The organism is Synechocystis sp. FACHB-383, from assembly GCF_014698605.1.
Classification (GTDB): domain Bacteria; phylum Cyanobacteriota; class Cyanobacteriia; order Cyanobacteriales; family Microcystaceae; genus Synechocystis; species Synechocystis salina.
Map to the genome: position 1 here is coordinate 1 of NZ_JACJTJ010000007.1, position 26,283 is coordinate 26,283.

20 protein-coding genes and 2 pseudogenes are annotated in these 26,283 nt (G+C 44.8%); 18 read left to right on the forward strand and 4 right to left on the reverse strand.

Annotation, left to right across the window (positions count from 1 at the left end; all coding sequences use genetic code 11):
* The 4 genes and pseudogenes from H6G45_RS00095 to H6G45_RS00110 all read left to right on the forward strand — a co-directional run.
* Positions 1-302, forward strand: a 302-nt coding sequence (locus H6G45_RS00095) for a DNA cytosine methyltransferase (protein ID WP_190595449.1), incomplete at its 5' end; no start/stop codon positions are given.
* 22 nt (positions 303-324) lie between these two features.
* Positions 325-1,131, forward strand: a complete 807-nt coding sequence (locus H6G45_RS00100) for a hypothetical protein (protein ID WP_190595450.1) — start codon at positions 325-327, stop codon at positions 1,129-1,131.
* A 456-nt stretch (positions 1,132-1,587) separates the two neighbouring features.
* On the forward strand, positions 1,588-2,151 hold the full coding sequence (locus tag H6G45_RS19365) for a hypothetical protein (protein WP_242017977.1): 564 nt from the start codon (positions 1,588-1,590) through the stop codon (positions 2,149-2,151).
* Between the two features lie 147 nt (positions 2,152-2,298).
* Positions 2,299-2,421 (forward strand): annotated as a pseudogene (locus H6G45_RS00110) (HNH endonuclease); the annotation flags it as partial.
* A gap of 196 nt (positions 2,422-2,617) precedes the next feature.
* Here H6G45_RS00110 and H6G45_RS00115 read toward each other — a convergent pair.
* A complete protein-coding gene (locus H6G45_RS00115; protein WP_190595452.1) occupies positions 2,618-13,798 on the reverse strand; it encodes a Calx-beta domain-containing protein in 11,181 nt (3,726 codons plus the stop codon).
* 548 nt (positions 13,799-14,346) lie between these two features.
* On the opposite strand from H6G45_RS00115, the gene H6G45_RS00120 reads away from it, so the two are divergent.
* The 3 genes from H6G45_RS00120 to H6G45_RS00130 all read left to right on the forward strand — a co-directional run bounded on the left by H6G45_RS00120 (position 14,347) and on the right by H6G45_RS00130 (position 16,528).
* Complete coding sequence (locus H6G45_RS00120) at positions 14,347-14,988, forward strand: AAA family ATPase (RefSeq protein WP_190595453.1); 642 nt, start codon at positions 14,347-14,349, stop codon at positions 14,986-14,988.
* The gene (locus H6G45_RS00125) at positions 14,964-15,251 is read left to right on the forward strand and encodes a ribbon-helix-helix protein, CopG family (RefSeq protein WP_190595454.1); all 288 of its coding nucleotides are present in this window, start codon (positions 14,964-14,966) and stop codon (positions 15,249-15,251) included. The genes H6G45_RS00120 and H6G45_RS00125 overlap by 25 nt, the downstream gene beginning before the upstream one ends.
* Before the next feature lie 533 nt (positions 15,252-15,784).
* Positions 15,785-16,528 carry a hypothetical protein gene (locus tag H6G45_RS00130; protein ID WP_190595455.1) on the forward strand — a complete coding sequence of 248 codons (744 nt, stop codon included), beginning with the start codon at positions 15,785-15,787 and terminating at the stop codon, positions 16,526-16,528.
* Between the two features lie 355 nt (positions 16,529-16,883).
* On the opposite strand, the gene H6G45_RS19940 is transcribed toward H6G45_RS00130, so the two are convergent.
* Positions 16,884-17,234 carry a DUF6527 family protein gene (locus H6G45_RS19940; protein ID WP_347338228.1) on the reverse strand — a complete coding sequence of 117 codons (351 nt, stop codon included), beginning with the start codon at positions 17,232-17,234 and terminating at the stop codon, positions 16,884-16,886.
* A gap of 172 nt (positions 17,235-17,406) precedes the next feature.
* Here H6G45_RS19940 and H6G45_RS00135 point away from each other — a divergent pair, with 172 nt between their 5' ends.
* The 5 genes from H6G45_RS00135 to H6G45_RS00155 all read left to right on the forward strand — a co-directional run bounded on the left by H6G45_RS00135 (position 17,407) and on the right by H6G45_RS00155 (position 19,537).
* Positions 17,407-17,595 (forward strand): hypothetical protein, encoded by a 189-nt coding sequence (locus H6G45_RS00135; protein WP_190595456.1) that lies wholly within the window; start codon positions 17,407-17,409, stop codon positions 17,593-17,595.
* Between the two features lie 24 nt (positions 17,596-17,619).
* Positions 17,620-17,847, forward strand: coding sequence for a hypothetical protein (locus H6G45_RS00140; RefSeq protein ID WP_190595457.1), 228 nt, complete (start codon positions 17,620-17,622; stop codon positions 17,845-17,847).
* 232 nt (positions 17,848-18,079) lie between these two features.
* Positions 18,080-18,601, forward strand: a complete 522-nt coding sequence (locus H6G45_RS00145) for a CAP domain-containing protein (RefSeq protein WP_190595458.1) — start codon at positions 18,080-18,082, stop codon at positions 18,599-18,601.
* Positions 18,602-18,779: 178 nt separating this feature from the next.
* Entirely contained in the window at positions 18,780-19,211 is a 432-nt protein-coding gene (locus H6G45_RS00150; RefSeq protein ID WP_190595459.1) for a PIN domain-containing protein, read from the forward strand.
* 2 nt (positions 19,212-19,213) lie between these two features.
* Positions 19,214-19,537 carry a YlcI/YnfO family protein gene (locus H6G45_RS00155; RefSeq protein ID WP_190595460.1) on the forward strand — a complete coding sequence of 108 codons (324 nt, stop codon included), beginning with the start codon at positions 19,214-19,216 and terminating at the stop codon, positions 19,535-19,537.
* A 57-nt stretch (positions 19,538-19,594) separates the two neighbouring features.
* On the opposite strand, the gene H6G45_RS00160 is transcribed toward H6G45_RS00155, so the two are convergent.
* Complete coding sequence (locus H6G45_RS00160) at positions 19,595-20,158, reverse strand: site-specific integrase (protein ID WP_190595461.1); 564 nt, start codon at positions 20,156-20,158, stop codon at positions 19,595-19,597.
* Between the two features lie 301 nt (positions 20,159-20,459).
* A complete protein-coding gene (locus tag H6G45_RS00165) occupies positions 20,460-20,993 on the reverse strand; it encodes an N-acetyltransferase (protein ID WP_190595462.1) in 534 nt (177 codons plus the stop codon).
* 553 nt (positions 20,994-21,546) lie between these two features.
* Here H6G45_RS00165 and H6G45_RS00170 point away from each other — a divergent pair.
* The 6 genes and pseudogenes from H6G45_RS00170 to H6G45_RS00195 form a co-directional block, all read left to right on the forward strand.
* Entirely contained in the window at positions 21,547-21,795 is a 249-nt protein-coding gene (locus H6G45_RS00170) for a hypothetical protein (protein WP_190595463.1), read from the forward strand.
* A 99-nt stretch (positions 21,796-21,894) separates the two neighbouring features.
* On the forward strand, positions 21,895-22,443 hold the full coding sequence (locus H6G45_RS00175) for a hypothetical protein (RefSeq protein ID WP_190595464.1): 549 nt from the start codon (positions 21,895-21,897) through the stop codon (positions 22,441-22,443).
* Positions 22,389-23,285: an ATP-binding protein gene (locus H6G45_RS00180; RefSeq protein ID WP_242017978.1), complete on the forward strand. Its 897-nt coding sequence runs from the start codon at positions 22,389-22,391 to the stop codon at positions 23,283-23,285. The genes H6G45_RS00175 and H6G45_RS00180 overlap by 55 nt, the downstream gene beginning before the upstream one ends.
* Positions 23,285-24,313, forward strand: a complete 1,029-nt coding sequence (locus H6G45_RS00185; protein WP_190595465.1) for a metal-dependent hydrolase — start codon at positions 23,285-23,287, stop codon at positions 24,311-24,313. Before H6G45_RS00180 ends, H6G45_RS00185 begins: the two co-directional genes overlap by 1 nt.
* Before the next feature lie 170 nt (positions 24,314-24,483).
* The gene (locus H6G45_RS00190) at positions 24,484-25,554 is read left to right on the forward strand and encodes a DUF87 domain-containing protein (protein ID WP_190595466.1); all 1,071 of its coding nucleotides are present in this window, start codon (positions 24,484-24,486) and stop codon (positions 25,552-25,554) included.
* Between the two features lie 94 nt (positions 25,555-25,648).
* Positions 25,649-26,283 (forward strand): annotated as a pseudogene (locus H6G45_RS00195) (HlyD family secretion protein); the annotation flags it as partial.

Genomic DNA, 26,283 nt, shown 5'->3' on the forward strand with positions numbered 1-26,283 from the left:
TTAAACACCTCGACCTATTTGCCGGATGTGGCGGATTCACCCTGGCCGCAGAACAAACCGGAGGAAAAGTGGCAACAACTCAGTTTGTTGAAATCGACTCCGACTGTCATACCATTTTGTCCCACCACTGGCCCCACATCCCTATCCACGCCGACATCAGGGACTACTACCCAAGCTCAGGGCAATTTGACCTTGTTACCGCTGGTTTCCCCTGCACCGGCACCAGTGGAGCTGGAACCAAAACAGGCCTCCACCATCCCGAATCAGCCCTCTTTCGGGAAGTCCTACGCATCATTGCCTAGTGCCATCCCCAATTTGTCGTCATTGAGCAACCCCTGGGAGTTATCCATCGAGGCCTTAGAGCAATCCTTGGTGGACTCCGAATGTTTGGTTATCAAAGCGAAATTGAGATTATCTCGGCGCAGGAGCTTGGAGCGGGGCACCGCAGGGAAAGATTGTTTGTTGTTTCCTACCCCCACGGCCTGTTTGGGCACCTACCGCCAAGCTGGGTCGAACAAATTGGAGCAATGGTTGAGGAGCAACGGGTTAATTCCCAATGGCTCACAGTTGAGCGCAACGGCCTATGCCCTGATTCAGGGTTATCCTTCTCACTGGTTTCAGGCCTTGACCCCCAGTCCTGTACTGTCTCCACTGGAACCCCCGGCAGAATTAAAGCCCGAAAACTTGCCGGCAGAACCGTTACCTCAGGACAAGCCAGTATTGCCATCAACCGAGTCCTGTATCTCCACTCAATGCTCTAGTTGCAATTCCTTTGATAGCTCAATTCCTGCCAATTCTGCTTGGAAGTTTTGTTTACTCAAGGGTAAGTATCTTGTAGAAAATGACCTCAATGGTTGTGACCAGTTTAAGCCCATAGTTCCCTACCAACCCCCACCAAAAAATCGTAGAACCAAAGGTGATGGCTCTGGCTATATTCAACTCCATTACTGCCATAAAAAGGGTAAGTCCTATGAGCAGTTTTACTACCACTATGAGATTTGGGCAAATGGCATCAGACAGCGTAAGGGGTCGAAGTATATCCCCAAGGCCAAGTTGGCGGCTGTACAAGAGATGGAAACCTGTAAAGTATCTGTAACCTTTATTCTGAAAGAGCTTGGGCTAATTGTCTAGTCTGTCAAGTTACATATCAAGTTACCTGTTAGGGCACTTGTCAAGTCTATCTGTAAAGTGTAAACTGGACGAGTAAATCGCCATCGTGCGCGAAGCGTGCCTATGGCATCATTGCTTTGAATCATAGGGTAACCGGGGCAAGTATTTACGCTGCGTCAGAACTCTTTAAGGTTGGCATTTATTGTTGGCTTCCTCGCAGGAAAGTTACCAATAAAAAGCAAAAGTTATGGTGGCTCGTCAGCATTTTTATAGTTGCCATTAATTGTTTGTTCTGCCTCCGCTTCCTTGGTTTGGCGACAGGACATTTTAAGGCTGGCATTTATTGTTGGCTGTCAGCCTGAATTCTTATCTGTAGGATGCAAAAAGTTCTATCGCCTGCCAGCTATTTTTGTGGTTGCCATTGATTGTTTGTCCTGCCGCAGGAATAGCAAATCCCTCAAAAAACAGTAAAACAAAATGGATATTAAACAACTCTGTGATCGTTACTCTCTGACCAGTCGCCAAGCCTTGTACGATCGCCTGAAAGCTTTGGGGATTACCCTCAGTCGTCAGGGCCGAAGTAGCTATGCCACCCCGGAGCAGATTGATTTACTTGATCAGATTCACGAACATTTAGCAGAAGGGGGAAGCCTTAAAACCTTTACTCCGATCACCAAGACCACCCCCGTTGAAACTGTAAACTCTCAACTGGACAACTCCCTTGATATTGTCAATTCTGAACTGGACAATTCATTGGATATTGTAAAGTCTGGGCTGGACAACTCTCTGGACACACTGGACATAAACCCCCAAACCCTTACTCTGCTTAGCTTGATGCAGTCCTTTAATCGGCGATCGCCACTGGACAAACATCGAGAACTGGAAGAAGCTGCTTCCCATAATTGGATTTTGAGCACCACAGAGATTGAAGAATTACTAGGGGTTAAGCCCAAGGGTGAAACTTTTACTAGGGGTTGCTGGATATTTCGGCGATCAGGCAAAATCGGTAATCAGTCCGCCTGGATTGTCGAGAAAATTTAAACTGGCCATCACCGTTTAAACTATCCAGTTTTAACTGGACATATCACTGGACATTTTAGTTAAAAGACTGGACATCATATCTAAAACCCTTACTCTATCTAAATTTCTTTTGTCCAGTAGCCTTTATTTTCGCTGGACAAGTGACTGATGAAGGATAACCGCTATCCCCCTGATTGGAAGGCGATCGCCCTCAATAAAAAGCAGTCCGTTAATTGGGTCTGTGAACGGTTTGGGGTGCAATGCCTTAAACCTGGGAAGGGGAAGGGGTTATCAACCGGCGATCTCCTACGTCAAAAATTGAACCAGAGGAGATATAAAGGAGGGTGAAATTATCTGCTTTCATTGTAGTGTTTAGCGTCTCAGCTTTATTTGAAATGACTATAGATTAAACTACGTTGACTGAGTTGGACTAAGTTATGGAAAAAACGAAGTTAAATAACTCAGAATAGTTTATTTTTGCTCATTTTTAAGTAGGTAAAAAGTCGAATTGCAAAATCAAGTCGTTATAATCTTGATCGCCGCCACCGACTATATCTTCAAAGCCAAAGAGATTACTGCCTAAGCGAGACATTTGACTAATACCACCGGGGTTAGCCTCATTAAAAGAGAAAAGAGCAGCAGGGCCAAGATTGGGATCATTACTGGGATTTTGGTTAAGCACCTCTTCAATGGTGGCGTTGGGAATAATCACCATGCCATACATATTGTTTCCTAATAGGTTAATAGTTTGTTTTGTTGTGCCAAAGAAACTATCCGGTGGAGTTAAACTTACTCCAGTGAGAGGGTTTTGGGCTCGACTTAAAGCTGCTTGGAGGTATCCCGTATCACCGGGTTTGAGATCAATTTGGCGATCGCCATTAACGTCTAATCCCCCAGTTAAGCTATCCACTTGGTAGAGGGCAATGGTATTGTCATAGGCTCCGGCCCGGCTGATGGAAACTTCGGCGGTAACGGATTGCCCTGATATGCCTGGTGCGAGTAAAGTTTTGGAGCCAATTTCGGCAGTGATGCCAGCAAAATTCAGTTGATGATAACCCCGGCTATCAGTTTCTATTACAGGAGCGATATCAATAGAAAAAGTGGTTTCATTTCCCTGTTGACTGTAGAGAATGTAATAGCGATTTGCCTCTAAATTAGAATTGCTAAAGTCACCAAAAAACTGTGACTCTGTTTCAATTAAGTTGTCGATGTCAGTAAAGCTTTGTTGGGCTAAACTACGGGTTAAAGCTTGAGGAGAGGCATCAGTTTGATTATTGAAAATGATTTGTTTGCGAGCTAAAGCGGCGACTTCATAACCAGGATCATTGGGTAGCAGACCATCGATGGAACCATCGACATTATCCACCGCAACCCAGCCTAGTTCATAATTTTGATCGGGACTACTAATTAACCTTAATTGCACTTGCCCATCGGCATTGGTGGGAGCCCAAAAAATTCGGTTATCATTGCTAATTAAACCTGGAATAACACGGCCCAAATAACCTTTAGTTTCCACTAGCCCGTTGCTTACGCCATCGGCATCGCCCCGATCGCCGTCGATAAGTTTAAGCTCGACTCCATGGGGACTGTTTTCACCATCTAGGTAACTAAATTTAGCCCCAGTCACATTATCAAGCATCAAGGATTCATAATTTTCTGTGATGGGATTGTAGTTAAAAAAGTCGTTAAATTCCGCTAAATCCTCAATATCAAGATTAACTTGGGCTTTACCGTCTTCAACCTTAGTGGAGAAATTAATTACTCCCTTTGTTAAGGCATTGTCTAGTTCCCCTGCCAGATAATTCCAATGGCGAATTTGGGAACCATGGGCATCACCAACAAAGGAAAAAGTTTCCCCCCAGTTCTCCCCCTGGAAACCTTCCTCCAGCAAAGACACTAATAGCCCAAATTGGCGATCGCCTGTGTAAATGTCATCATTGGGAATTTGAACTGTGACTTTTTTACTGGTTTCCCCTGGGTTAAAGATTAGCTGTCCCGCCACCGGCAGATAGCGATTACCCGCTTTACCATCACCATCTTGAGTCAGATAACTAACTAAAACATACTTGTCTAGATCCCCCGTCCGCTCAATAACAAAATCTACCTCTCCTATTGCCTCTGAAATTTTGGGATTGGAAACAAGCAGTTTAGTCGGGGCATTGGGATTTGAAACTGGGACTTTATTTTGAGAATTGATAGTTAAGTCACTTAATAAACCGTTGTTGATTTCTGTATTAGAAGTCGGTAAAATTGGTGCTGGAATATTGGTGCTTACGGCAGTGTAAGTGGGTGCTTTGGCTTGGTTAACCAAAACTGTCGCCGCTGAGAGGTCAGACGTGTATTGATAATATTTATCGCCATATTGATAAGTAGTTCCCGCCGCACTAAAATCGCTACTTAACACGAGACTATCGACACTATCCATTAGCACAACAACTGTGTTGTTACTCGACAAATTAGTAACGGTTAAAGCATTGAGGGTTAACGTATTCGCACCATAATCGAGAATACTAATTACTTCAAAGTTTTTAAGCCTTACCCCTGGTGCCAAGGTGGTAATATCCCAATTCTGTCCGTTATAACCTTGTAATTCCAACACATCTAACCCTGTCCCGCCATCTAGGCGACGGAAGTAGGTATCAGCGACGGAAACAAAGTCATCCCCTGGTCCTGCATAAACTACGTCTAAACCTCCATTAGTATAGATTTGGTCATCACCCTGCCCTGCCACAAAGCTTTCCCCGGTAGGGGTGCCGAGCATAACATCATCGCCTATAGTTCCTGTTTGATTAACTGTCTGATTAAAGTCGCTACCAAAGAGGACAAAACTGAGGTTGTCGTTATTCCCTGGCGCACCAATAATGAGGTCATCAAAACCATCTCCATTCACATCTCCGCCGCCGCCAAGAGAAACTCCAGCAAGGGAATTAGGCAATCCGGTGACCGAAAATCCTTGCTCTGGTGTGAGGTTTTTTAACGTCAAGAATTTGCCATTGTTTGCAGATAAAGCCGCCCCAAAAACCACATAGCCCGTTCCTTGTTGTTGGTTGGTCCCCGGAACCCCAATCCACAAATCATCAAAACCATCTCCATTCACATCCCCCGCTGGGGCAAAGCTAGTCAATTGAGCTGGTAGACTGGTATCGGTATTGATGTCAATGGTGGAGAGCAAAATGTCAGGCTGTGAATTGCTGTTTAAACCACTTAAACTGCCGTAGTAGATCGCAACAAAATTAAGTTTAGGTTTGTTATTCTCTACGAAAGCCGTCAAAATATAGCCGAAATCGTCAATTCCATCCCCATTTACATCCCCGATATCCTGTAAGTCACTAGCGTTAGGGTCTCGGAGTAACCCGCCCACTGTCGGCAACGCGACTGAGATGGGAGATAAACCGGAGGAAGAATAAAGGGAAAAACTATTGCTAGGAATATTAACCGCTAACTCTCGATCGCCATCGCCATTAATATCTATAATATCTATTCCTGTGGCAGAGGTTATCGCTGTGGGAGGAAGATTAGTTGAATCAAAATTCGTTAGTTTCCCAAGCTGATTTCCCAAGGAAATTAAATTTTTTCCATCACTAGCAGAGAACAATATGTCGCTATAGCCATCATTATTATAATCTGCGATGGCAAAGGCATTAGAGATTCCGGCTAATTGTAGAGAGGAGTTAGCATCAGCAACTAGGGTTATTTGTTTCTGATTACCAAAGTCAATATTGCCCAACAATAAATAAAAGTTATTGTTGCTATCTATGATGCCAAAATCTGATAATCCATCGCCGTTATAATCCCCAATATCCACCACATCTTGAATGTCGGCACTCTGAATATTTATAGTTAAGGCATCATTGCCACTGGCGGCGGTCAATAAGTCTTTGGTGCTGTCTCCAAAAATAATTACTCCAGCATTATCTCCGCCCGAATAAACATCGGCAAAACCATCCCCGTTAATATCGCCTAACATACGGACAATACTACCGTTGTTAGAAATAGAAAACGGTGGTAGAGACGTTTCTAAAACCTGATAACCGTTGTTGGCAGTAGAGTTGACTAAGTAGAGTTGATTATTGACAATCACCGGAGATGAAGCATAGTTACTAGTCCCCGAAATTTTGCTAGTTGTCCAAACTGTGCCATTAGTTGAAGTACTTAAGTAAATTAGTTGATCTTCGTCTACACGGCTTTGGGTGCTCGTTAGATAGATGGTGGTACCATCTGTGGTCAGCCCTGGGGTTTGGCTAGTATTAATGCCCGGTACCGAAGCTAAAGACCACGATAAGTTATTAAGATCCGTGCCTGTCGTCGAGGTAATATCAATACCGTTGCCGGGGCCACTTTTTGTTCCTGTTTGATAAGCAAGATACAGTGTGTCATTTAAAACTGTGGCGCTGACAGCGTTGGGACTGGTTTGAGGAGCACTACCATTGTCATAAGTCACCTCAAATAATCCTGACCATGAGTTACTAGACTGGGGATCGTCGGAATAGATATAAAGTATGCGGCTACTCGGATCGTTAGAGATAAATAAGGCCAGTAATTTATCTTGGTATGTGACAAGGGTGGGAGCATTGGAGGAGGTTTGCCCAATGACAGACTGTGAACTCCATTGCCCTCCATCTGTACTGTAAAGAATGTTGAGCTGGGGATCTAAACCTGTATAGGCTAGATACAATACATCGTTATAAACCGCTAAAGAGGGAGAAAAGTTAGTGGCATTTTTGATCGCCACAATTGCGTTACTCCAAGTTTTTCCGCCATCTGAACTACTTGTGATGTAAATATCTTGCCCACTCCCATCTCCTTTGTAAGCCATATACAATTTCCCCTGATAGCTCACCAAGGATGGCATTACATTCGTTGTCTGGTCGAAAATCTCTGGATTGGCAACCTTGAAGGTGCTAAAGCTATTGCCATCGATGACAAAGCCATTATTTGAGGCAATATTGGCTAATTTAATACTGCCATCATCTTCCAAGTAGGGTTGGCCATAAACTGCATAGGCTTGCTGGGCATTGGGGGCCGTTAATAGCAAACTATCAACTTTTCCGTTGCTTCCCGTTTTCCCGGTAATATTTCCCAACCCAGTGGCCGCCGTACCTGCTAGTTGATAGGGGAGGCTCCCATTCAATAAAAAGGTTTTATCCTGACTGGTCGCGCCCAGATCAAAGATTGTTCCAACCTGACTCAGATCCAAGGGGCCAAAGAGGAGATAACTTTGACCAGTGCCATTACTGACTTGGGGAGCGGTAATAAGAAAATCCTGATAACCGTCCCCATTGAGATCTCCAGGCACAGTGACAACGGTTCCCGCCTGACCATTAGCTAGAGAACCGTTAATGATGAGATTGCTGACTGTGCTTAAAGCTTGGGGCGATGTTGAGGAGGAGGACGGTTGATGGCCCTGAATCACATACACTGCCCCTGCATTGGCATTAATCCCTGTTGCTGAAATGACCAGGTCTTGTTGTCCATCCCCATCTAGGTCTGTAAAGTCTCCAGAGGCGATCGCCGCTCCGGCCAGATAGTTAGTGGCAACTCCATTGGGGGCTGGAATATTAGGGCCTGTATAGGTTCCCCAGGGAGTTAATCCTTGACTACTAGTGGAAAAAACATGAACGGCTCCCACCGCAATTTGTGCCGAGTCTGGATAGAGAGATTGACTGCCAGAAGGTAGTCCTCCTTTCCCTTTCCATTGATTGTTAACTTCCACTTGATAGGCGGGCGCACCGATAAAAAGGTCATCGCTCGTACTACTGCCGGTGAAGGTGGTGGGATTCCCAGGTAAATAATGGGAAGCTCCTAAAGAAAATCCCGCCCGTTCACCCACCTGATTTAACGAAGTCCCTTGGTAAACTTCTGTGAATGATGTACTGCCGTTGTAAGCAATATAGACAGCCCCGCCGTTGCCTACTCCAGGGGCACTGAAAGCAATGTCATTGCGGGTATGGCTGCTATCTCCGTCAAAATTACCCATAACAACGGAAAATCCCGCCTGGGCAGAGGAAATTGCTGGGTTAATTACATAGCCCATGGCAGAAGTTAAACTACCAACATCTATGGTGCTCCCAGGGTTACTGGTGAGGTAACTGCCATAAATGACATAAATTACGCCATCCCCACCATTGGCGTTGGCATCTCCAATTACCAAATCGTCTATGCCATCACCGTTAATATCCCCCGTGGCCAAACTCATGGACACACCACCGTTGACAACACCACTATCAGCAATTCCTGTGATTAAAACTCCCCCCGGATTGCCTGATAAATCCGTTGTGGTGAGGGAATTACTTTCTGTCCCGTTCAAAACACTGCCATCGGCCAATAGGATCTGAATGGTGCCGCCACTGACTAGATTGCCAGCGCTGTCGGTATAGCCCCGATTCCCCACTGCCACATAGGCTAAACTGCCATCTGCCTTAAAACCACTGGCAAGCTCAGCGGCGATCGCCGCATTATTGGTATTGATGACAAAGCCGCTATCAATATTGGCTAAGGAGGCATCGTTGGCTTCTGTAACCGTGGCAATGCCCAAAACTTCCGTCCCTAAATCATTAATCCCCTTGGCGGGAACCGTCCCCCCTTGATTACGAATAGAGCTAACCTGGGGCGTAACGCTACCACCATCCTTGAAATAGACTGTCACCGTCGGCGTTGCAGAAAAGGTATTGCCGGTTTCATCAATAAACAAATTGAGGGTCTCTGTTTCCCCCATCACTCGATGGTTTAATCCCGAAAGGGCCGGGTCGAGACTATTGAGCAGAATCGTCCCATCAGCAAACGTAAGCTGACCATTATTGGGGACGGTCTCGCCTAAAATAACCCCGACTTGGAAACCACCGATGGCATTGCCATCACCATTTTGACCAACCCCCCACAAAAGATTTGTTCCGGGCACCGCGATCTTAATCCCCGTTATTTCCTGACCTTGCTGATTAGTCAAATTAATTTGGAAAATGCTATCCGCCTTACCATTGGGAAAAATTTCTTTGCCTTTTGGGGACTCCGTGGCCGCAACGATATCCCAAATCGGGAAATTGGCATCACTCAGGATGGTGGGAACAATAGTGGGAATCGGTTCGATTTGGCCACTTAACTGCCAACTGTTTGTAGTAGGATTCCAAACACTGTAGTAGGCTTCTGGCCCGGCCGGCACTGGGTCAACATATTGAGCATTGAAACGATCGCCAATTTCGTTAGTGCCTAAAGCTCCGTCAAGAAACTGGTTCCCCGTAAAATCAGTGACGTTAGAGGCGGTTAAACCAGTACTACTGGGAACATAGGAAAGGACGGAATTATAAAAAGCGACTTCATCAACATAAACCGATCCCTCCTGGCCCACCACCGCCAGCGTACCGGATTGGGGTAAATTGCTAAAATTAACATTGTCCAAACTTCCCACTAACTCACCATTTAGGTACAGAGAGAGGATGTCTTGGGAACCGTCATAGGTGCCGACCACATAGTACCAAGTGTCGGTATTAAGGGGGGGCGTTGTCGCAATAGTTGAATTGCCAGTATTGTCTAGGCTGAACTTTAACTGCGTATCGTTGACAGTAAAGAGAAAAACATCCGCCATAGACACTAAGTTGGGAATGGCGTTGATGCTGGGTAATTTAAACCAGAATTCTACGGAAAATCCCTGGATGGAAACTGGAATAGCTGCGTCAAGAGTTACCCCACCGCCATTGAACAAAACTGCTGGGTTAGGATCGCCCGTATTGTTTGTGATGTCTTCCAGGGCTCCAATTTGGTTGAGGGTAAAATTACCACTGTAGTTACCGTTGATGGTTGGCCCAGATTGCCCTTCATTAATTGCCGTCGTGCCACTTAATTCCCCTAGGCGTAGATAAACAATGGGGTCTTGCTCCACCACAAGCTCGCTATAGGAGGCTGGTTGGCTTTCTGTCCAAAAAATGGCAGGTTGACCATTAATAGTGCTGATATTCAGTTCCGTAAACGCATTGGGGGAAATTTCCGAGAGGAGCGTCTGGGGAGTGGTCCAACTAGTACCATTAAAACTTGACCAGTAAATGGTGGTTGAAGTGTCCCCATTACTCTCCTGTTGGGTATTTAACCAAGCGGCGAGCAACTCCCCATTGGGCCCTGCTCCCAACGTCACTTTTTGATCCTGGCCAGTTTGTACTGCAGCGATCGGTTGGGCCAAACTCCATTGATTATCTGGGCCTAAGATTGAATAGTAAATATCAGATTGACTAATTGCCGCATTGATTTTTTCAGCCTGTTCACTGCTATAGTTTTGCCCTGGTATTTGTTGAATAGTTAAATCATCGTTGTCAACCTGAACCCAAGCCAGAACATTAATTTGATTAGTCTGGTTAGTGGTTGAATCAGTGTAGGTGTAGAGGGTAGAAGCTACGTTAAAATTTAAGCCACTGGTGCCGGGAATCGTTGTAATTTCAGAAATTCCGCTGTCTCCAAAGGGGGAAAAAGCTGTTTTGATCACCGTACCGGAATTGGTGGGAGTGGTAAGAATGTTACTAGTGGAAAAAGATGCGACAACTTGATTGTTAATTCCCTTTAGTGGGTTGTCAAGATCTGATGTATAAGCTACTGAAACAAGATTTCCTTGACCAATTTGAAGGGAATTATCTAAGGTCAGGACAACCGATGTTTCATTGATAATTGCCTGGACAACGCCAACAGCTTTGCCATTGACTAATACGTTGAAGTCGTTACTGGGGAGTTGATCATTTTCCGAAGTAAACGATAGTTCTTGATCGAAGGCAATAACAATAGTTTGATTAGAGCCGTAGCCATTATAAATATTGCCATTAACGTCTAAATCTAGTATGGTTGGTGCGCTGACATCATTAATTAGATCAACTGATAAATCGGCAAATTTCTCTAACCAAAATGTTGTCCCAGTTGGATCAATATAAACTAAATTGCTACTGTTACTTCCGTCCGATGTCACCAAGTTATAGCTAACAGAAATGGTTGTTGCGTTACCTAAAATCGGTTGGGCCAAGGTTAAAACCAGTGTGTTCCCTTCCACATTTGGAAGCTCGTTCTGATTTAACGATTGAGTAATACCGTCAATGATAACCACAAACTGATCTGCCTCAGGATTCAGATAGTTCCCCTGATTGTTCGCTAAGTTTTCCCCAAAGGTCAGATAAATATTACTTCCTTGGGCTAAGGCAGAAATGGGTAATAAATTAGGGGCATCGCTACCCCAACTGAGCAGAATATCTCCTTCACTGGTAAGGGCTAAAGCCGGAGGACTATCTTGGCTAAAGTCATTATCTACCTTGCTGATAACCTGATTAATACTTCCTGCACTGATAAAAGTATTGTTTATGTCCCCTGCTGTTGTCGAGGGACTGGAACTATCAATCGTAAAAGAAGCAATATCCTGATTGCTAGGAGTTTGTAAATTATTGCTTTCTCCTTGGATTTCAGTATATTTAACAGTATAATTTTCTTCCTGCGGAATTGTCTGAGCTAAGGTTAAAATAACACTATTTTTATTAACGTAAACAGGTTGTTGACCGTTTTGATTAGGAGCAATTAGATTGATGGTAGTTCCGTCACTGGTAGTTACAACAAATTGACTGGCATCTGGAATAACATTGGTATCTAAAGGTGTATTAAAAGCGATGGTTATTTGTTGATTGGTATTGGTATAATTATTACCATTGCCACTGGTTGGGTCATAGGTATAAACCAGGGTTTGGGCAGAGTTATTAATAACTGTACTTTTGGTAAAGTCATTGAGCTGATTACCGCTGTAGCTCACAGTAATATTATCTGTTAGGGGTTGATCGTTCAGAGTAGCGTAGGGAATTGAACGTTCTAAACGCAGAATAACTGCATTTTCTTGGACAATGACGTCAAAAACTGGAACAGTCGAAACACTCTTATTGGCATTGGTCACCTGAACGGTAAAATCTTCAGGATTTAGACTTAAATTTGGGCTTAAGGGCGTGGCAAAGGGGATAGTTAGTAAGGATCCCTGAACGGTGGGTTCTGTTTCGGATGCTGATAGCGTTAATAAAGGATTGATGGTCAGACTTTGAGAAGAAGATTCTGGCCAAGTCCAGGTGGGAAAACCGCTAATTTTAGCATTGAGAAATCCTAGGGCCTGAACTTCCAGGCTATAGGGAAGTCCGAGGGTAAAGGTGTCTTTGGGAAAATCAGATGATCCTTTGATGAGAAAGGTTCCGTCTAGAAATATCCCCACCGAACCAGTTAATTTGAAAATAAAGGGAATATCAACGATTAATTCGACACCACCTTCTATGGGGATGCCAATGAGTAATGATTCCAAGGATAGTGGGCCGTTGTCATCAATTGACTCAAAAGCAGAAATTAAATTGGAGAGAATGGCCTCAAGTGCAACAACTTGAGAAAATCCTGGAATAGCAGTTCCAAATGAATCGGCAATTAATAATCCTTTTTCATTTGAATTAGAATCAATAAAGGGAAATAAAATATTTCGATAGGTATCAGGATCTTTGGGTTTTAACTGCCACTGAAGAGCAATTCCAGCGTCAATAAAGGCATTGAGATTAAAAAGATTTATTTTATTTTCACCAAAATTGGCACCCACAATTGGGAAGGTAAAACCAAAGGATAGGGCAAATCCCCCCGTTTCAAGCTCAAGAGGATACTGCCCACTCGAACCTTGCGTATTGCCAAAACTATACAGAGAAGATAAAACAATCGAAAAATCAAATTCATTGTTTTGCGCCTCTGTCGTCTTCTTTTGTTGCAATGAGGTTTTCTTTTTGGTAGCTTTAGCAAAACTAACAGCCGCAACTGCATTGAGCAAGAGCTTACCATCGGTGGAGACACCACCTCCAAATAGAGACCAGGTAGGGTTATCACCGCTTGATCCTTGTAAGGCAATATTGACTGATACCCCACCAAATCCATTTTCAACCGCCTTTTTCACCTTGGCATTTTCACTCTTGGCAATAATAAATTTCAATAGGCTGTCGCTAAAGCCACTTGATGCGTTCCAATTTAAGCCTTGCCCATTAAAGGCTTTTTTTGCTAAGAATTCTGCTTCAGAATCACTCAAGACAGAGTAGGAAGCGGCAACGGCAGAATTTTGGCCCGAATAACCAGATCCATTCCCAGCTAACTTTCCCTTCCCCGATGAAGCAGGAGAACTTGGTGTCGTTGTGAATTGACTACTATTAACCCTAAAGGATTGGTAGTATAAGTCCGTATCTTCCCGAATACCTTGGTTTTGGGCATTTTCGGTATCAACTTTTTGCCCCACCACAAACACGGTGTCGTCATCTTTGGCGATCGCCCTGGGTTCTAAATCCCCTACTTGGTCGGCGGTCAGGGCCTGGGGCTTATCTAACCATTGTGTTTTGCCAGCGGCATTGTACTGAGCGGCGGTGTAGAAAATATTGCTTTCATTCTCGCTACCCTGTTGGTAAACCACCGCTAGCCCCGGTAACTCAGTGGCGGAAACAGAGTCATCAATAAGCTTATCGTTAGCAATGAGATTTAAACTGACAATTTTTTGCGAGCCGACATTGGCGATCGCCGTTTGATTAATCCAGGTTGCAGAATTATCATCATAGGTTCCATGAAAGAGGGTAGCCTCTTCTACCCAAACAATGTGGGTAACCCCAGCAGAATCTGTGGTGACAGAAGAAAGGCGGTTTGAAAAGTTAATAGCCATAGGAGCAAAAATAGGGAAAGGGAAGGTGGAGCTTGCCTTTCTTTAGTAAGCCTGTAACGTGAATAACGTTAAATCTACAAAATCTGGACTCAATCCCCAAAAAGATCCAGGTGATGGAATCCGTTGCCCCTCTACAAGCAGTATCTCTCTCAAATTTACAGCGGCTTCGTGCGGCGCGGTGTTGCACAGTGCAACCCAAAAACCTTGATAGACAAGATATTTGGTGGTCCGTCCTTCTGAAAAAACTGCTTTACGTAAATTTACTGACTAAAATTTTAACAACTTTGTCGTTTCCCTGTGAATATTTTAGCTGGCACTGGTTTTCACAAGAACGATTAACCACTGAAATTCTTGACAGCTAAGGGATCGAGTAACCATTAAATTTTCAGATTTCGTCGAGGATTGCCATAGGGCACCCCTATTTTTAGTGGCAGAATGCCATCAGAGCATCCACTTTGGCAAGAACCCTCGTTTCGAGCATCGAAAATAGACTTTACAGTCCTGCTGTCAACATTTATACTTTAAGCATTACTTAAAATATTGCTTGAATGATTACGGCACTTATCAATCAAAAAGGAGGGGTAGGAAAGTCTTCCACAGCAGTCCATTTTGCCTATTGGCTTCAACGGAAAAAACAGACCGTTTTGCTGATTGATAGTGATGCTCAGGCAAGCTCTTCAATGTGGGTTAAGTCTCTGGGTATTACGGCGATCGCCGAAACAGATCCCAACGAATTAGCTGAAAAAATACCTGAATGGATCGAGGGATTTGATCAGGTTGTCATTGACGGTGCGGGTGGCATTACCGAAACAACGCGGGTAATTTTATATTTCTCTAATGTTGCTCTCATTCCCTGCCAACCCACAGCCCTAGATCTTGTCTCCTCAGGATCGGCGGTGAAACTCGTGAAACAAGCTCAAAGGTTTAGATCAGATCTGATTGGCGCGACATTCATTAACCGAGCTGTACCGCGCACAAAATTAATGGTGGAAGCTGAAACAGCATTAAGCAAGATTGAAAGCATTGCTCACTTAAAAACGGTCATTTACCAACGGCAGTGTATTGCAGATGCTTTTGGTCAAGAGCAAACGGTTTTTCAGATGGGAGTTAGTGGCGAAAAGTCCGCTACAGAATACAGCAATTTATTTGAGGAGGTCATGGCACTATGGGCAAACAACGGAAACCTTTAGATCAAATCCTTGGGGCATTTGAGGAAGATGTGGTAACACCATCCTTACCAATCAGTAGGGATGAAAATATCCCTACCAATCAAAACTCTCTTGCCGCTCAACTTGCTCAACCCAGCCGCAAAAAATCAACGATCCGTTTTACCCTGGACTTGGAAAAATCCCTTGATAAGCGTCTTACACAATCAGCAGCGAAACTTAATCGCAGTAAAGCGGATCTAGTCAGAATTGCTGTAAATAGGTTACTTGAGGAGCTAGAGGCGTAACGCTTTAAGTAAAGTATTGCTTAAATCATTACTGTCCTTAATACTTTATAAGGTTTCCAGGGTAAATCGCCATTTAGCTTAATCAGACCAACCAGGGAAGATGGCATCGGGTTGTGCAGATTTTAAGGATATGCTGATCGCCTACCGTTTCTGGGCTAGTTCTGTCCTGATAAAAGGAGGCGTTCACCTATAAAATCTAAGCCTGATCATATAAAATCTCTTCTTGATGGCGATCACTGGAGTTAAGTATTTTCGTGGGCGAAAGGAAAAATGCGGCACTGATCTTTAAAAGAAGGGTAAGCATCTGAAAGCCCTGTTAGAACTGCCTTTTTAAGGCTGAGCAAATATATTCTCTAATCCTCGGCCAGTAAAAGTTTTGGGGCTATATCGATCATTAAAATACCAGTCCTGAAAAATGTATTTGTGAAAATTAATTGCGGATCTATCTGGAATAGACAGATAGAGCTAAATTGAAAAGAATAATCCCTATCTCAAGATACCCGAATTAAACTATTAAGTATAAAAGAACTTTTATGGTAGATAATGATTTTTCCCGACAACCATGGGCGTCGGGACCGGCAGAAATTCTTCAGCATGGCTTAAGTCTTCTAAGCAATAAAGACTCTGATAAAAATCGCCGACTTGCAATTATAAGTATTGACAATGCCGTCGAATTGATGATCAAGACCTATCTTAATCTTCCATCTAGAATTACTGGATTAAAGATCTCACGAAAAGATTACAGTGAATTTTCTGAGAGCTTTCCTCGCTTGCTTGATGCTCTTGAAACTAATGCCGATGATAAACTGGAGGGGATTGATCTTGGTGAAGTTGAATGGTACCACCGGCTTAGGAATGAGCTTTATCATCAAGGTAATGGACTAACTGTAGAACGAAAAAAAGTAGAGATCTATGCTGAGTTGGCTAAGATTCTATTTAACAACCTTTATGGAATAGAATTAATCACAGATAATCGCCATGCTGTAGATCGACTATCACTATTCATGAATACTTGGGTTGAAGTTGAACGTAGGTTGCACTCAACTTTAGCCCAAGGCAGCGCACCTTTTTCTCGCGCTTTAATGGACGGCGTGAAGCAATTAATGGCGACAGATGTGCTCAATAACTCTGATTATGCGGATTTCCAACAGTTGTATCAAATCCGAAATCGCCTGGTGCATGGCCAGTTAGATATTGAAAAAACAATAACTCCCGATATCATCAAGAGACTCCAGGCGTTTCTGCAAAAGTTGCCTACTAGAACATCTGATTCTTAAGGCCTTGTAGAGACAAGATACGCAAGAAATGTATCACCACGTAAACCTTTATAGAACCAATTTGGGGTCTTTTTGAAACGATTACAATGAAGGACTTTTAGTAAAAGCGATAGTTTGGTAAAACCCTCTTCTGTTAGGGTTTACAAGATAAATACCAGATAGGGTCCATAACATAGTCACACATTTATACCTTTGTGAACTAGTGTCAGTATTAATCCCTACATTTCGCACGTAGTACACCTTCGTCTGAAATCGAGTACGATGGCAAGCCTATTTCGGGGTTTGCCTCTTGACTCCAAGTCAATCAATACTAAAAAACTAAGCTATCTGTAGTGTTTTCCCGAAAGTTTAGTAACTATTGGTAGAGCCTGCGGAACGTAGGATTTAACTGCCGTATGGAAGGATATAAAGTTGGACGATTCAGCCAATCACTTGTGATACTCCATGAAGGATGTTGAGACTTATTTAATGAAAGTAAAATTAGCTCACCACAGCCACTTGGGCAACGGAAACAAGCCCACTTTTTGTAATTTCTGTCACCAACAATCACTACTTCCGCCGGCATAACCTCTTCTGGGGCAGGATGAAAACTCACCATTCGACTGGTTAACTCAGACCTTTGCAGAAAGCCTGTTTTAACCAAAAACCATCGCATTATTGAACGCCATGAACCCAACTTAAACCACATCCAAAAACGGTTCCACATCCCCTTTTCCCCATAACTTATTAGTACTACATAATGGGCAGCTCACATTTGCACTAGCCCCCAATTGTCGATCTTCCCGAAGATGATATTTTTTCACGCGGTTGGCGATCGCCTCATTAGCACTTATAAAGAACCCAAGTTATAATGTTAATGACCTATTTACGGTGAAATTATGGCGAAAAATACGAATGATGGATATCGCAAAGGTGCAGTTAAAGGCAGAACACAGTACCAGCGACTAGATGGTTTATGGCAGAAACGAGATGAGCGTACAGGTCGTCTTATGAACGTGAAAGATGACGGCAAACCTTTTAAGGGAATTGTCAAAGAACCCGATGGTCGTGACACACCTAACTCCTAAAACCGAAGTTTTATATTTTAGCTAATGACTCTAAAAATATCTGTATATTTAGTAAATGGTGGAATGCAAGAATGGAAAGAGTCCGATAGCTTCCATCAAAAACTTCTCCTACTTCAAAAAAGAGGTCTTAGCGGAAAACAGTTAATTCATGAGTTATTAACCGATGATTGGGGAGTTCCCCCTTCTACTATAAAAATTCAGGGCAAACTTTCTAGTGGTTTATCTGTAGATGAATCTCTTTTCTACGACTAAGCGATCACGCTCAACCTTCCTAAACCCGATTTTCCTGCCGAGCCAAAGCCTCCCCAATCAGATCTAGATTCTCTACTTTCATTGCAGGCTCCATACACCCTCTTCACTATTAATACATCCTAATTATATCAATCCCCGCTTTTAATAGCGGAATGTAAGGTGAAAAATAATGGGACGTTATCGATCGCCAAAGTCAAAACAGATAACCACAGGGGTTTTCGTAGTAGTAGCCATGATTTTGTTTCAGGGCAAGGATTCACTCTACTATCACAATGGCAATGGTGGCGATAACTGGAAAATTGGCTCACCCCAGACCCATATATTCAATGCCCATCAGACTCGTTCTTTGCCCGACCTTCAAGCCCAAGCTCTCACCCTAGTCAACCGCGATCGCCAACTAAATAATCTCCCGCCCCTGGTGGCAGACCCCTTGATTACCAAAACAGCTCAGGGTCACGCGGAGGATATGGCCAAGCGAGATTTTTATGGCCACGATACCCCTGAAGGAAAGTCCCCGACCGACCGCTATCAAGCCTTAGGGGGAAAAGGTGGAGTTGGTGAAAATATTGTAGTCTTACCCGGCTCTCCCCATTTCTCCCTCAACTATGGTCTGGTAGAAAGGTTTCAGAAAAGTTGGATGTATTCCGAAGGACATCGCAAAAACTTATTGACCCCCAACTACACTAAGTTTGGTTATGGCATTGTCACCAATCCTAGAACGGCTAAAGTCTATGCTGTTCAAAATTTTCAATGATGGGACTAGGACAGAAAGTGCAACACCATTAAACGAATGATAGTTATCATCATTAAGCCCTAGTAATTGAAACGATCGCCATAGAGATCCACTGAACGGTGCGCCAATCATCAGAAAAAATCCTTGGCAGAAGTTACTACTTAACATCTAACACCGAATCCGGTGCTATAGTAGTGTCATGGCAAATCAAGTATTCCCTCGCCTAGTTATTGACACCAATGTAGTTTTAGAAGGGTTAACAAAACAAGGGGGTGCTTCAGGACTAATTATCGAAGCTTGGTTAGCCAAACTTTTTGTAGTTAATGTCTCCACGGCGATCGCCTATGAATATCAAGATGTCCTCGCCCGTAAACTTTCGGCCCATCGTTGGCAAACACTAAAGCCAGTGTTAGGAAAACTACTAAGTCATGCTGAATTTAGAACAATCTATTTTACTTGGCGGCCCACTTCCCCAGATCCTGGTGATGATTTGATAATTGACTGTGCTATGAATGCCAATGCGGCGATCGTTACCTCAAACATTAAAGATTTTCGGAGTGCCCAACAGGTTTTGGGATTACAAATTTTTACCCCTGTAGAATTGATTTTAAAACTGACCAATAATAATTAAATATGAGTCGTTTAACCTTAAGATTACCAGAAAGCTTACATCAACAATTAAGCCATCAAGCCTCACAAGAGGGAGTATCCTTAAATCAATATATTGTCTATGCCTTGACAAAACAAGTTAACCAACACTATTTTGTTAAGCCTGTTTTACCTGAAGATATGGAAAAACAACAGGCTTCATTTCTTAGTCTTCTCAATAATTTAGGTATAGCCACATCAGAAGATATTCAATTAGCCTTAGAAGAACGGGAAATAGTAGCTCCTGAAGACGAATTGACTCAAGATATTATGGCCCAATTCCAGGAAAAAATTAAGGCAAATTCTTAACTGACCATGCTTAATCTGATGGGCATAACAAACGATGGCATAGATGGGAGCCAAAAATTAAAACGAGATTGTTGACAAGGCTTGTTCCTTCTCTTGCTCAGAAACCTCCAGATAATGGGACAGCACATTCAAATTTTTATGACCACTAATCTTTTGAATAACCCGGAGATTAATGCCCTTCCGACACATCATCGTTAATGCAGTGCGACGGAAAGAATGGGTCGATACTCCCCTCACTCCAATCCTATCCGTTGCCGCTTTCAAAATTTTGTGGGCCATGGAAGGATGAAGGTGTGACCCCACCCGCTTGCCCCGAAAAACATAGGCAGATGGAAACCTAAAGCATTGTTGTTGCCGGTATTGATCAAACAAAACTTGCAACGCTGGGGTAATGGCCACAGTGCGACTGGATTTAGTCTTGGTTTTTTCAATGCGGAAAGTCATAGCATCAACGGTGACATCAGCCCAAGCCAGGGAGCAGGCTTCCCCAATGCGACAACCAGTGTAAAGACAAATGCCAAACAACAGGCGATCGCGGGAAGTGAGTAATCCCATAGTGAACAGGTCATGTAATTCCTGCTCAGTTAATACCTTTGCTTGCCCCTGACGGTTAATTTTCATTCAATAAAATGTAGAAAATATTGAATAGCTTCCACAAGCCTAATTCTATCGTAGAATTTTTCACACTCTCCATCGCTCAACATAGATTATTGCTAATTATTCTCAGTTGATAAATTCCGAAAACTGCCACTATGCCCTAAATCGTCTAATTTGGGTCTTTGCTGAAGAAAATGATGTAGTTAACCTAAAAAGTTAAATATAAGGATTACAGGCGATTCTCAAGGGTGTAATTTGTACTGCTTGAGGGTAACTCGATAAATCATATTGGTTATTGGCGATCGCCTTTCCTGGTTCCAAAGATTCATAATTTCAGGTTGCTAGAGCTATTTGCTTTGAATCCTTCATGGAATGTGACATTACCCTGGGGATAATGACTGTCAAACGAAAGAGCAAAAAATACCTCATCGGGAACCCCTTCGAGAGTAAGCCCCGCCACATTCTCAAATCCAAATTTTTTGTAGTATTCTGGGTGTCCGACAAGACAACAACCCTTGGCTCCTAAGCCCTTCAACTGTGATAGTCCTTCCTGGATAAGAGCTTTACCAATCCCCCTACGCTGATGTGTTGGCAACACGGAGACTGGGCCGAGTCCATACCAGGTTTTTGTGCCGTCCGAGATGGTCACAGGGGAAAATGCAATATGTCCCACAACACGACTACTCACTTCTGCAACCAATGACAGAGTTAAAGCACCTGCGGAACGGAGAGCTTCGATGATGAACTGCTCTGTGTGGTCACTAATTTCTAGGGGAGCGAAGGCTGCAATAGTTACTTCGGTGATGAGAACGGCATCGTCCTTTGTCTCATCCCTTATCAAAATTTCTTGTCCTGTCATAGGAATCCCATTTATTTAAGGACAACTAGGGAACTAGGTTTCCCGGTTGCTAACGAGTCGGTCTAATTGTTCGTGGATGGGGGGAGTTAAAGATTCTCCCTTTCTGCTTTCAGGGTAGCGGATCAGAGTCTGAAAAAGAACTATCAGTCCACTGCTGGAATTTGCTGAAGGGCATGGAAATGTCTTCAAAGTATAGATGAGTAAGGCAAAGAATTTCCCTTGCAGGAGATCAACCATAGCACCAGAAACATCAAAAAGTTAACCTCCATATTGGTCAGGAGAGGCGAGAGATCGCCAGATTGGAAACCCCTAGTAAAAGTTATTGGGGTCTATTCCCTTGACTAAAACTCCCTACTGACATTGGTAAATATCGTTACATTTTAAAACTTATTTCAACAGCATCCCCAACAATCAATTCAGCAATTAAACAGAGTTACCAGAGCGTTAGTGGACAAATCAAGAAAGCTTTAAAGAAAGTTAAATTTTCTAATCTTTGTGGTCATTTTTCTTTAGCTATTGGACAATATAAACTATTAATTTTAAGGAGTTCACTATGGAATTTAACCCCAGTGAGTGGCCCACCCACAAACAAGGTGAAGTTGTCCGACAACTAATACTGGATGCGTTGGACAGTCCAAAGACAAAGGAAGAATTGTCCAGTTTGTGTAATAAGAGCGTTAGACAAATCACTAGACATTTACAGCGTTTGTCCAGCGAAAACAAGATTTTGTCCAATGGCAAAGGGCAATTTGTCCGGCGGATCGCCGCTGGATTTTTACTGCTTTACGTTGGACAAATTTAAGTCCAGCGTTGGACAGCGTTGGACTTGACAGAAAAAAATTGTCATATAGAATCCCCTAAACGACAAGTTCCACAAATTTTTTTTTGGGAGATTAAAAAAATGTCCATCGCTGGAAAGTCCAAAGGTGACGTTGTACAACAACTGGAAAAGTCTTACGGAGTGGCCCGTTCAACGGTGTTTAATCGGCTGAAATATCTTGGCTATTCGTTGGACAAAGTTAATGATTTGTTCAGTTTGTCCAATGAACAAATGGCTGAACTTGATAACCTCCACCGCTGGATAAGTGAGGGGGGCAGAATGGCCGACTATCCCAAACCAGGTCAATTGGCCATGGTCAGGGATGAAGGGGAACTAGAACAGTATGGGGAAGCAATTAATTTTGATGCCCTAGAAGGGGACGAGGAACTGGGTCACGCTGAGTTAATCCGGGCCGCCCAAAATCAAGCGGCGGGGATCTTAATTGCCCAGAATTTATTAACCGCTGAAATTCTCAAAAATCCCCAACATTTACCGGCAGACCTCCAAGCCCAGGTGGAGCAGTCCAAGGTGGCGATCGCCCCAAAGCCCCAGAACCCTCTAGTGGTGGCTTCCCAATGGATTACGAAAGCGAAGAGTTACCAGAAGAGTCAGGGCCAATTAGCGGCCTAGAGGATCTGGAATCTGTCCAGCCCCAGGGGAACAACTGTTACCGCCAACCGGAAATGGATGGTCTGCTCCATTCCCTTTATTCCGCTCGGTCGGTGCTAGTCACCTCTGGGGAAGGCATGGGCAAAACCTATTTGGTGCGGCGGGTGTGGGAACGGCTCTTAACGGATGGGGTGACCTGTGCCTACTTTGAACCGGCCACTCCCAAGACCTTATTAACGGAGATCGCCGATATGGCCGGGGTCGATATCAAAAATCTGGAAGGACGGAGCAAAACGGTGGAAGTGCTCAAACAAGAGTTGATCCAATGGTTCAGCGTTAACCGGGCGGTGTTGATCTTTGACGATGCCCATTATCTGGAAGTGAAGTTCCGGCTGTGGCTCAAAAAGCTCAAGGATGTGGGGGTTCCCATTCTGTTGGCGGCCACCAATCCCCCCCGCACTGACTTGTTCATCTATGTCCCCAGGATTGAACTCAAACCCCTAGCGGAATACCAGATCCGGGACTTGATGGAGAAGGAGGCGATCGCCCTGGGGTCAGATTTAAAGCCCCATCAAATTGCTAAACTCCAAAGCCGGGCCGGGGGCAACCCCATGTTGGCCAAGCGGGCCATCGAGGAGGGTTTTTTGGGCATCCAAAACGAAGCTGGGGATCATGGCAGATACTTTGACATCACCCCGCTACTGCTCCTGGTGGGCATTGTCTTTATCTGCTATCGGTTCATTGGCCTGGGCACTGGTAATCAATCCCTCTATATCTTGGCGGGCATTGGTGGGGCCATTTTCCTGGGAGTGGCAAGACTTTCCTACTACCTACCGAAGGAATCGAGGAGGATTAGCAACTAATGTTGACCATTACACACCTATTGGTGGGGGCGGCCAGTGTGGGCATGGCAGTCCAGACCACGAACCCCGTTCCCATTCTGATTGGGGCGATCGCCAGCTTGTTACCGGACATCGACATCAGTACTTCACCGGCAGGGAGAGTCTTACCCTTTATTTCCCGACCCCTGGAGCAAAGATTCAGTCATCGCAGTGCCACCCATTCCCTTTTGGCATCCCTAACCTTAGCGGTGGTGTCCTACGGCCTTTGGTCTACCATTCCCGCCATTCCCCTAGTAATTATCCATGCCCTCAACATCGGTTACTTCGCCGGTTGGTTTTTGGACTGCTTCACCAAAAGCGGGGTGGAGATGTTTTATCCGTTGGGGGTGCGCTGTGTTTGTCCTGGGAACCGGAACTTAAGGATCTCCACCGGCAGTGCTGCTGAATATTGGTTAATGGTCTTCGTGGTGGCGATCGCCGTTTGGACTTTCCAACTCAATAACACGGGTGGTTTGGTGAAGAACTTCAATGCCCTAATTGCGGCCCCCAGTGGAGTAACGGAACTCTACAACCGCAAAGGAGGCAACCAGATAGTTTATGCCGAGTATGAGGGGGTTTGGGCGGGGAACCGTGCGCCGGTGACAGAGGAGGCCCCGATAATTGCCACCAATGGCGAGGGCTTTCTGGTACTTCAGGATGACCAGGTGGTGAAAGTGGGTGCCGAAGCGGACAGCACGATCATTGTTAATCGCATTTGGGGCCGGGAAGGGGAGGCCGCAGTGATTACCACTGACACCATTTACCTCGACGATGAACCCCCTGACCTATTGGAGGACTACATCCAACCGATGACTTTCCTTAGTGGCCAACTCACTATTGATGACCCCACCGCCCTACGCCTGGAACAGTCCGCCTTTGCCTTTGCCCCCATCCGCCAAGCTGGAGGATTTCTCACCCTCGACCATGCCCCCATTGAAACGGCGATCCACCTCCTCCAAGACCAATACGTTAGGGGGTCGGTCACTATCAAAACCATTGAAAAACGTTAATTGGCTAATATCCCCCTAAATCTCCTCACTAAAGCTCCGGCTAAAGATTTATCCCCCTAAATCCCCCTTGGGAAGGGGGACTTCCCTAATTGTTCCCCCCCTTATCAAGGGGGGCCAGGGGGGATTCTGAACTACCGCTTATACCTATTTCCTGAAACTTGATAACTGTCATGACTTTTTCCCCCAGCAAACGTCCCCCCATTAATCGACTGCACCATCCCCAAACCCCTAGTAATATTTTCCCCACCAAGCAGGAAGGGGTGTTAATCGGTGACCAGATTTATTGGAACCCCGCCACAGTGGCCAATCCCCACGGGTGCATCATCGGCGGTTCCGGGGCCGGCAAAACCCAAACCCTGAAGGCGATCGCCTGGGAAGTAAGCAAGTTAGCCCAAGTTGTGATTATTGACTTCCACGGAGATCAGGAATTACCGGGGGAGACTTGCTACAACGTCAACATGACCAGTAATGCTGGCATTAACCCCCTGCGGTTGAACCTTGACCAGGAAGGGGGTGGCCCTAATCTCCGGGCCATTGAGCTGGCCATGCTGTTCAAAAAGACCCTAACTTTGGGGGCCAATCAGGAAGCGAAACTGCTGGACTGCTTCAAGCATTGTTACTTCCGCCGGGGTATCTCCCAGGAATCCTACCAAAGTTGGTTGAGAGTGCCGCCAAACTTTAGTGACCTGGAAGCTTTGCTGGAGGAAATGGCCGGGGAAGACAAGGAGGCGGAAAAACTGAGGCTGAAGTTATCCACCATTTTTGAGTACGGCATTTTCAACAAAACCCAGCCTATTAACCAAACCCTCACCCGTTGGAACCTGTCCAAACTTCCCCCCCAATTACAGGCGATCGCCGGGGATGCGTTGGCTTCCCAGTTGATGAGTCACCACCGTTTACTAGGGGAATCGACTCTCAGAACTGTTTTGTTCATTGATGAAGCGAAAGAGTTAGGGCATTCAAAGGCGTTGGATCGGATTGCGGCGGATGGCAGAAAGTATGGGCTGGGCCTGTGGGTGGCTTCCCAGTCTTCCCGTCATATTTCCAAGGATGTGCTGACCAATACGTTCACTAAGTTGGTTCTCCCCGTTGATTCCTCTGAGTTACCCGTCACTGCCCGTACCTTCAGGTTTTCCGAGGAGGCGATCGCCAACCTGAATCCCCTGGAATCCTTAGTACGCTTTGGTAAAAATGCCAATAAAGTTAACATTGTCCCTTTTTACCAAAGGAATACACCATGATTAGTTCTTTGATTATTCTTTCCCTTGTTGGTCTGCAAACCCTTGCCACCTGCCTACTCCTCGCTTTTTTGATTCTTAGGGAGGACACAATGCTATGAACTGGCGAGCTTTACTGTTGGCGGTAATCCTCGGCACGGTGGTCTTTGGGGGCCTCCATGCCCAAACCAACACTACCAATACCCCTAGTAATGATTCTTCCCTGACTACCCCCAACCGGCTCAAGATTAACCTCACCCTAGGCGACCCCACGGAACTAAAGGTGCGGGAAGGGGATACGGTCAACCGGGGTCAGGTGCTATCGGACAAAGAAGCAGAACGCTCCCGACTGGAAAGAGACAAACGGGAAAGACTCCTGGCGATCGCCAATGTGGAAGGTCAATTAATCCCCATGTTGCAACCGGCCCCGGCCCTGCGGGAACTCCCCCCTGTTTCCTACACCGTGGAAGAAACCGCCATTCAATTAGCGGAAATTAAGCTGGCCCAAGCCCAACGCAATCTGGCCACGGCGATCGAAGCTGACCCATTTATTTCTGCCAAAGCTAAGGTGGAGCGTTCCCTGGCCGATGTGGAAGCGGCCCATCGGGCTTTTGAGTTACAGCAACGCAAGCTTGATGCAGTCAATGGCCTGCGGGGTTTGCCGCCGGAGATGTTGACCCACGAAACCGAGAAGCTACGACAAGCCAAAACGACCCTGGAGGGCAAGGAAGCGGAGTATAAATTCTTCCAAGC

What these genes read in the sequence shown, in the direction of transcription:
- H6G45_RS19365 (WP_242017977.1), top strand. Translation starts at nt 1,588, where the DNA reads ATGGATATTAAACAACTCTGTGATCGTTACTCTCTGACCAGTCGCCAA.
- H6G45_RS00115 (WP_190595452.1), bottom strand. Translation starts at nt 13,798, where the DNA reads ATGGCTATTAACTTTTCAAACCGCCTTTCTTCTGTCACCACAGATTCT.
- H6G45_RS00120 (WP_190595453.1), top strand. Translation starts at nt 14,347, where the DNA reads ATGATTACGGCACTTATCAATCAAAAAGGAGGGGTAGGAAAGTCTTCC.
- H6G45_RS00125 (WP_190595454.1), top strand. Translation starts at nt 14,964, where the DNA reads ATGGGCAAACAACGGAAACCTTTAGATCAAATCCTTGGGGCATTTGAG.
- H6G45_RS00130 (WP_190595455.1), top strand. Translation starts at nt 15,785, where the DNA reads ATGGTAGATAATGATTTTTCCCGACAACCATGGGCGTCGGGACCGGCA.
- H6G45_RS19940 (WP_347338228.1), bottom strand. Translation starts at nt 17,234, where the DNA reads ATGTGGAACCGTTTTTGGATGTGGTTTAAGTTGGGTTCATGGCGTTCA.
- H6G45_RS00135 (WP_190595456.1), top strand. Translation starts at nt 17,407, where the DNA reads ATGGCGAAAAATACGAATGATGGATATCGCAAAGGTGCAGTTAAAGGC.
- H6G45_RS00140 (WP_190595457.1), top strand. Translation starts at nt 17,620, where the DNA reads ATGACTCTAAAAATATCTGTATATTTAGTAAATGGTGGAATGCAAGAA.
- H6G45_RS00145 (WP_190595458.1), top strand. Translation starts at nt 18,080, where the DNA reads ATGATTTTGTTTCAGGGCAAGGATTCACTCTACTATCACAATGGCAAT.
- H6G45_RS00150 (WP_190595459.1), top strand. Translation starts at nt 18,780, where the DNA reads ATGGCAAATCAAGTATTCCCTCGCCTAGTTATTGACACCAATGTAGTT.
- H6G45_RS00155 (WP_190595460.1), top strand. Translation starts at nt 19,214, where the DNA reads ATGAGTCGTTTAACCTTAAGATTACCAGAAAGCTTACATCAACAATTA.
- H6G45_RS00160 (WP_190595461.1), bottom strand. Translation starts at nt 20,158, where the DNA reads ATGAAAATTAACCGTCAGGGGCAAGCAAAGGTATTAACTGAGCAGGAA.
- H6G45_RS00165 (WP_190595462.1), bottom strand. Translation starts at nt 20,993, where the DNA reads ATGACAGGACAAGAAATTTTGATAAGGGATGAGACAAAGGACGATGCC.
- H6G45_RS00170 (WP_190595463.1), top strand. Translation starts at nt 21,547, where the DNA reads ATGGAATTTAACCCCAGTGAGTGGCCCACCCACAAACAAGGTGAAGTT.
- H6G45_RS00175 (WP_190595464.1), top strand. Translation starts at nt 21,895, where the DNA reads ATGTCCATCGCTGGAAAGTCCAAAGGTGACGTTGTACAACAACTGGAA.
- H6G45_RS00180 (WP_242017978.1), top strand. Translation starts at nt 22,389, where the DNA reads ATGGATTACGAAAGCGAAGAGTTACCAGAAGAGTCAGGGCCAATTAGC.
- H6G45_RS00185 (WP_190595465.1), top strand. Translation starts at nt 23,285, where the DNA reads ATGTTGACCATTACACACCTATTGGTGGGGGCGGCCAGTGTGGGCATG.
- H6G45_RS00190 (WP_190595466.1), top strand. Translation starts at nt 24,484, where the DNA reads ATGACTTTTTCCCCCAGCAAACGTCCCCCCATTAATCGACTGCACCAT.